Raw genomic sequence first — 5,764 nt, forward strand, 5'->3', positions numbered from 1 at the left:
GGCAAGTCCACCCTGTTTGACGCCATGCTCCGGGTATTCGATGCGAGGCCCAGGTCCAACGAGGCCGCTGCCCAGCGCTCAGGCGGTGCTGTGGAGGACAAGCGGACCACCTTCACCTACATGCGCGGCAAGGTGGGCGACAAGGCTGTGGGGGAGGGGTCGGCGAGCGCCTTCCAGCGCCCGGGTGCCACCTGGTCCGCCGTGGCGCTGACGTTCGACAACGCAGCAGGCACCCGGGTGACGGTCTCGGCGCTGTTCGACCTGCCGAAGAACGGCACCGAGTCGAGCGTCGGCCGGTTCTATCTCATTGACCACCAGCCGCTGGACCTGGAGGCGCTCGAGGGCATCGCGGACAAGCGGTTCACCAAGGCTGCCCTGGAAACGATTTTTGCGGATGCCCAGGTCTTCGATGTGCACAAGGCGTTCGCAGAGCGCTTCCGCCGGCTGCTGGGAATTAACTCGGACCAGGCCCTCCCGCTCCTGCGCGTTATCCAGGCAGGCAAGGGCCTGGGCGGCAGCGTCAACACCTTCTTCCGGGACCAGGTCCTGGATGCTCCGGCTACTCTCGCAGCGGCGGATGACGTCGTCGAGGAGTTCAGCAACCTGATGTCCATCCGGCAGCGGCTGGAGGACGTCCGCCAGCAGCGGGACCAGTTGGCCCCGGTGCCCGGGCTGAACAGGGAGTACGCGCAGGCGCTGCTGGACGCAAACCGGCTGCGGGACCTCGCCGGCGAGGAATTCGAGGCCTACAAGCAGCAGCTCGCCGTGACGGTTCACCAGAAGATGCTGGCCCGCTTCAAGGAGTTGGCCCAGGCGAAGGCCACGGAGCTCGGCGCCGAGCGCGGAGTCCGGGACGGCCTGGCCAAGGAGCTGCGCCAGCTGGAGGCGGATTACAACAACCAGGGCGGCAACGCCATCTCCGCCATTGAGCAGTCACTGGAAAACGCCCGGGTTGGCCTGAAGCTTCGCCAGCAGGTGGAGGAAGCGGCACGCCGAGCGCTGGGCGACGCCGGCCTCCGGCTTGAGTGGACTGCCGAAGGCTGGGAGCAGGCGCACGAGCAGGCGGCGGCAAGGTCGGCGGAGCTCAAGGATGATTCCCAGGCGTTGCAGGACCTTCGCTTTGAAGCCTTCGATGCCCACGCAACGAAGAAGCGGGAGCTGGCCGCAGCTGAGCAGGAGCTCGTGTCGCTGAAGACGCGCAAGTCGCTGCTGCCGCCGTCGAGCATTGAAAACCGGGCCGCGATCGCCGCAGCCACGGGCATTCCTGAGGACCGGATGCCGTTCGCCGGCGAACTGATGGACCTCGCCGAGGGGGAAGAGAGGTGGCGGCCCGCCGCAGAGCGCGCCCTGCGTAACCTTGCCACCACCCTGCTGGTGCCGGGCGAACACTTCGCGGCTGTGACGCGGTACCTCAACGACCACAATGTCCGCGGCGCACTGCGGGCAGTGGACGTTTCCAAGCCGCTTTCCGGCGGCGCCCTGGCGCTGGATGACGTGCGCGACGGCGACCTGCTCACCAAGCTGGACATCCTCGCCACGGGCGTCGCGAGCGAAGCGGGGTCCTGGATCCGCGAGCGGATCGCGTTGGACTTCGCTTACCCCTGCGTGGACGAACCGGACGAACTGGCTGTGCTGGACAGGGGCCTCAGCCTGGGGGGAGTGGTGAAGCGCAACCGGCACACGGTGGAAAAGGATGACCGGTTCACCAGCCGGCAGGATTATGTCCTCGGGTTCGACAACGCCGCCAAGCTCGAGCTGGTTGCCGGCCAGGTGGAGGACCTGCGGCAGGAGGTTGCCAAGGCGGCAGAACTGGCGCAGACCCGCGAGGACTCTCACCAGGGGATGAGCCGGCAGCTCGACGCCCTGCGCCGCATTGCTGAGGATCACCGTCCTTGGGAACAGGTGTCGGCGGCAGTTGCGGCGGACGAGCTTGCCAGGATCGAGCAGCGGCTGAAGGACGCCCTGGCAGCGCAGGCAGATCTTGAGCCCCTCCGCGCCATCATCGAGGAGGCGCGGCAGAAGCACCAAGCCAGCACCGAGGCCGCCGCTGTCCTGCAGAGCGAGTACAAGGCATTGGACCGGCAGCTGACGGCCGCCGATTCCCTGCTGGAAGCTGCGCGGGACCGCCTGGCCCAGGCGCCGCCGTCGGACGCCACAGTCACCGCGCTGGAACCGTACTTTGCCGATTTCGGTGATGTGACGGAGATGCATGAGCTGGACAACCTCGCCAACCGGGTACGGACCGCCCTGCTCGGTGAACTGCATGCGGCGGAGTCGCGCGGGCAAACAACTGCCGAACGCCTGACGAGGATTTTCGAGGGCTTCGTCCGCGATTGGGGCAGTGCCATCTCGGCCGACCACGGCAGCACCATCGGTGCTGCCGGCGAGTTTGAAACCCGCTACCACGCGATTGTCAGCGACGGCCTGCCCGCCCAGGAGGCAGAATTCCGGCAGTTCTTCAACCAGCGCACCCATGAATCCTTCAGCACGCTGCTGCATCTGCTCGATGAGGAACGCCGCTCCATCACCAGCCGTATCCTCCCGCTGAACGGCATTCTCTCGCAGGTCAACTTCCACGAGGGCAGCTTTCTGGAGCTGGATATCAAGCAGACGCTGCCTCCCTCCGCCAAGCAGTTCAAGGACGCCATCCAGAACGCGCTCAAGGCCCGGCACACGCGGCCGGCTAAGCCCGAAGGCGGCAGGTCTGACGGCTCCAATGGGGAAAGGGACGACGACGCGGAACTGACCGCCCGCTACAAGTCCCTGGAAACCCTGGTCAAGCGGCTGGGCTCGCAGGCGCCGGAGGACAGGCGGTGGCGGGCGGAGGTGCTGGACGTGCGCGGGCACCTGTTCATTCAGTGCAAGGAGCACCGGGAAGTTGCCGGGCCGGCATCGGGCAAAAAGGGCGGGGCGAAGAAAACCGAAGTCTTTATGCACGCGGACACCGGATCCATGTCCGGCGGTGAGCGCCAGCGTTTCACGGCCTTCATCATGGCCGCTGCGCTGAGCTACCAGCTGGGGATCGCGGAGCAGGGCTTCACCACGTACGGGACCGTGATGATGGACGAGGCTTTTGTGCTGGCATCCGAGGAGTTCGCCGGAGCCGGAATCAAGGCACTGCACGAATTCGGGTTCCAGCTGCTGCTCGCCGCACCTGAAAACGTGATCGACCTGTCCCGGCACCTTGGCTCGGTCACCGAGATCCTCCGCGACAAGCGCACCAACCGTTCAGGGGTGCTGACAGCGCCGGTCATCCGGCCGCGTGCGGGTGAGGAAGGGGCCTGGCGCTCGGAAGCGAACCCGGTTGACATCGTTTTGCGCTAGCCCGTTATCGAGGGGACCGGCTTTATAACAAGTCGATGGATATATTGTTTGGGAGCTAGTGAAGGCGTTGTTCCGATGCGATGCTGGTCGGCATCAAACACTCGCCGTCGTCCTTCCGCCGGGCAGTTGTGGAACGCTGGGTCCTGCATCTGACGCCTGATGGTTTTGACGGCCTTCCCTTGAAAGGCACCACAAATGCGCCCAGCACGCCGCGCCACCACCTACATGGCGCTCACCGCCGTCGCAGCCCTGACCCTCGCGGGCTGTGCGGCCGGCGGCACTGCCGGGGACGGAGGTAGCTCCACCGGCCCTGCCGCCCAGGCAGGTACGCCGAGTCCCCCTGCGTCGATTGTTCCCGCCGCTACCTCTTCTCCCGTACCCAGCGGGCCGGTGTCGTTTACCTTTCCCGACGGCCGGCTGTCTTTTGCCCACCCGGAGGGCTGGCGCGTGAAGCATGAACAGGTTTCGACGTCCCCGGCAGTCGAGACGGCGACCGTCTACGATGCCAACGGCAACGAGCAGATCAACATCTACTACAGCCAGGTCGGTGACGCCACAGCCGGCAATGTCTCCAGGTTCATACTCGAGACGGACCCGGTGCCGGGATTGATCGGGGCTGCGGTTCCCACGCCCAGTTCGTCGTTCTTTGTTGATCACGCTTCTGGAACTGCTACTTACCGCATGGGGCTCACGGCAGGATCGCCGGTCTCGCCGGACGGGCAGGTGCAATACGGGCTCATAAAGCTCGATGACCGCATTCTGACCGCAGACGTGCTGTTCACGGACCAGCCGTTCGAGAACGACGACGCGGCGAAAGAGTGGTACTGGGGTGACAAGGGCCGGGAGTTGAAGGCCGTGCTCATGAGCTTCTCCTACCGCTGACCATCAACAAGAGGAACCCTCCCCGACGGGGAGGGTTCCTCTTTGCTGTTATTTGACCCGCACCCGTGCCAGGAACTGGGCAGTCCGGTCCTGCAGGCCCTGGATCTGCCGCAGCACCACGGCTGCCGGGTCCGGATTGATTTCGTTGGCCGGAGGCTCCTTCCGGACGTTGCCACAGCAGAGGAAATCGGCGCAGATCAGCGTGCCGACGCTATTGCCGTCGCGGCCAGCCTGTCCGGCGCGCTTCGCGACCCAGAGGAGCACGTCCTCCTTGGAAAACACGTCCCGGCACAGCTCGCAGAGTACCGAGCGGTTCTTCCGGGCGCCGCCTTCGGGCGCGCGCAGCATGATTCCGGTGAGGCCTCTGGGCCCTGGAACCACCAGATAACCGCGGAGGGGCATCTTTTCGTCCCGCCAGCCCAGGAAGTCAAGGCTTTCCCAGTCAAGGGAATCGAAATCCTTGGGGAGGGTTAGCTTGGCAGCTTCGGAGCGGCTGGCATTGATGAACGATGATCGGATGTGCTGAGGCGTGATGGATCGCATGGCTGAACTTTCAAGGAGATGGGACCTGAAAAGGGGTTAAGGAAACGAGGAATCAGTCATTCCCCGCGGAGCAGGCCGCAACGGCCGCCCCGCTTTCCATGGCAGCGCTGGCCGTGACGGCCTTCTGCGTGCACATCTGTCCCTGTTCTCCCCATCTGAGTCCGTTTGACTGCGGCGGTTCAGCCGTTTAGTTCCGGCAGGGACATCCTGCCAAACCGCATCTTCCCTGTCCAAAGCCACTCGGGCGGAAGGAATGTGTCTTTCGTCACGAGGAGGAATACAATACAGAAACCTTGCGTAATGCCCCCGAGGGTAGGCTAGCCTTACTTAAGTTCGTCTTCATCCACTTAAGGAGTTCCGTGACTTCCCCCCTCTTTTCCGGGCCCAGCGCCACCCGCCGCACGCTATTCAAGTCAGCCGGCAAGGCCACGGCCGTTCTGGCCGCCGCGGCGCTCACCCTCTCCGCCTGCTCCACAGGCCCCGCTTCCTCCAACACCGGCGCCAACGCACCCAGCTCCAGCAACTCGCAGTTTCCGGTGACCATCGAGCACGTTTACGGCAAGACCACCATTGAGGAGCAGCCCACGCGTGTTGCCACCGTCTCGTGGGTCAACGACGACGTCGCCATCGCCCTGGGCGTTGTGCCGGTAGGGGTTCCCAAGAATGAATGGGGCGGCAACGACCAGGGCTCCACACCCTGGAAGGATGCAGCACTGGAAGATCTCGGTGCCGGCTTCGGTTCCGACAAGGCTCCTGTCCAGTACTCCGAAGCTGACGGCATCAACTTCACCGAGATCGCCAAGCTCACCCCGGATGTCATCCTGGCTGCCTACTCGGGCCTCACGGAAGAGGATTACAAGAAGCTCAGTGAGATCGCGCCGGTCGTGGCCCATCCTGAGCTGGCTTACGGAACCTCCTGGCAGGACTCCACCTCCATCATCGGCAAGGCCCTCGGCAAGGACGCCGAAGCCACCAAGCTGATCTCGGACACCGAGGCCACCATCAAGGAGAAGGT

The 5,764-nt window shown here is 64.7% G+C and carries 4 protein-coding genes; 3 read left to right on the forward strand and 1 reads right to left on the reverse strand.

The window, feature by feature from the left end; all coding sequences use genetic code 11:
- Both AC5RWX_RS29400 and AC5RWX_RS29405 read left to right on the forward strand, forming a co-directional pair.
- On the forward strand, window positions 1–3,324 hold a 3,324-nt coding region (locus AC5RWX_RS29400), incomplete at its 5' end, for an ATP-binding protein (protein WP_494099762.1).
- Between the two features lie 195 nt (window positions 3,325–3,519).
- The gene (locus tag AC5RWX_RS29405) at window positions 3,520–4,206 is read left to right on the forward strand and encodes a hypothetical protein (protein WP_494099763.1); all 687 of its coding nucleotides are present in this window, start codon (window positions 3,520–3,522) and stop codon (window positions 4,204–4,206) included.
- A 48-nt stretch (window positions 4,207–4,254) separates the two neighbouring features.
- On the opposite strand, the gene AC5RWX_RS29410 is transcribed toward AC5RWX_RS29405, so the two are convergent.
- A complete protein-coding gene (locus tag AC5RWX_RS29410; protein ID WP_494099764.1) occupies window positions 4,255–4,749 on the reverse strand; it encodes an FBP domain-containing protein in 495 nt (164 codons plus the stop codon).
- A gap of 359 nt (window positions 4,750–5,108) precedes the next feature.
- Here AC5RWX_RS29410 and AC5RWX_RS29415 point away from each other — a divergent pair.
- Window positions 5,109–5,764 (forward strand): ABC transporter substrate-binding protein (locus AC5RWX_RS29415; RefSeq protein WP_494099765.1); only part of this gene is annotated, 656 nt, incomplete at its 3' end.

This window comes from Arthrobacter sp. SPT-J7 (assembly GCF_059089965.1).

Bases quoted from the DNA above. Each gene is read 5' to 3' on its own strand.
- AC5RWX_RS29405 (WP_494099763.1), top strand. From the start codon at position 3,520: ATGCGCCCAGCACGCCGCGCCACCACCTACATGGCGCTCACCGCCGTC.
- AC5RWX_RS29410 (WP_494099764.1), bottom strand. From the start codon at position 4,749: ATGCGATCCATCACGCCTCAGCACATCCGATCATCGTTCATCAATGCC.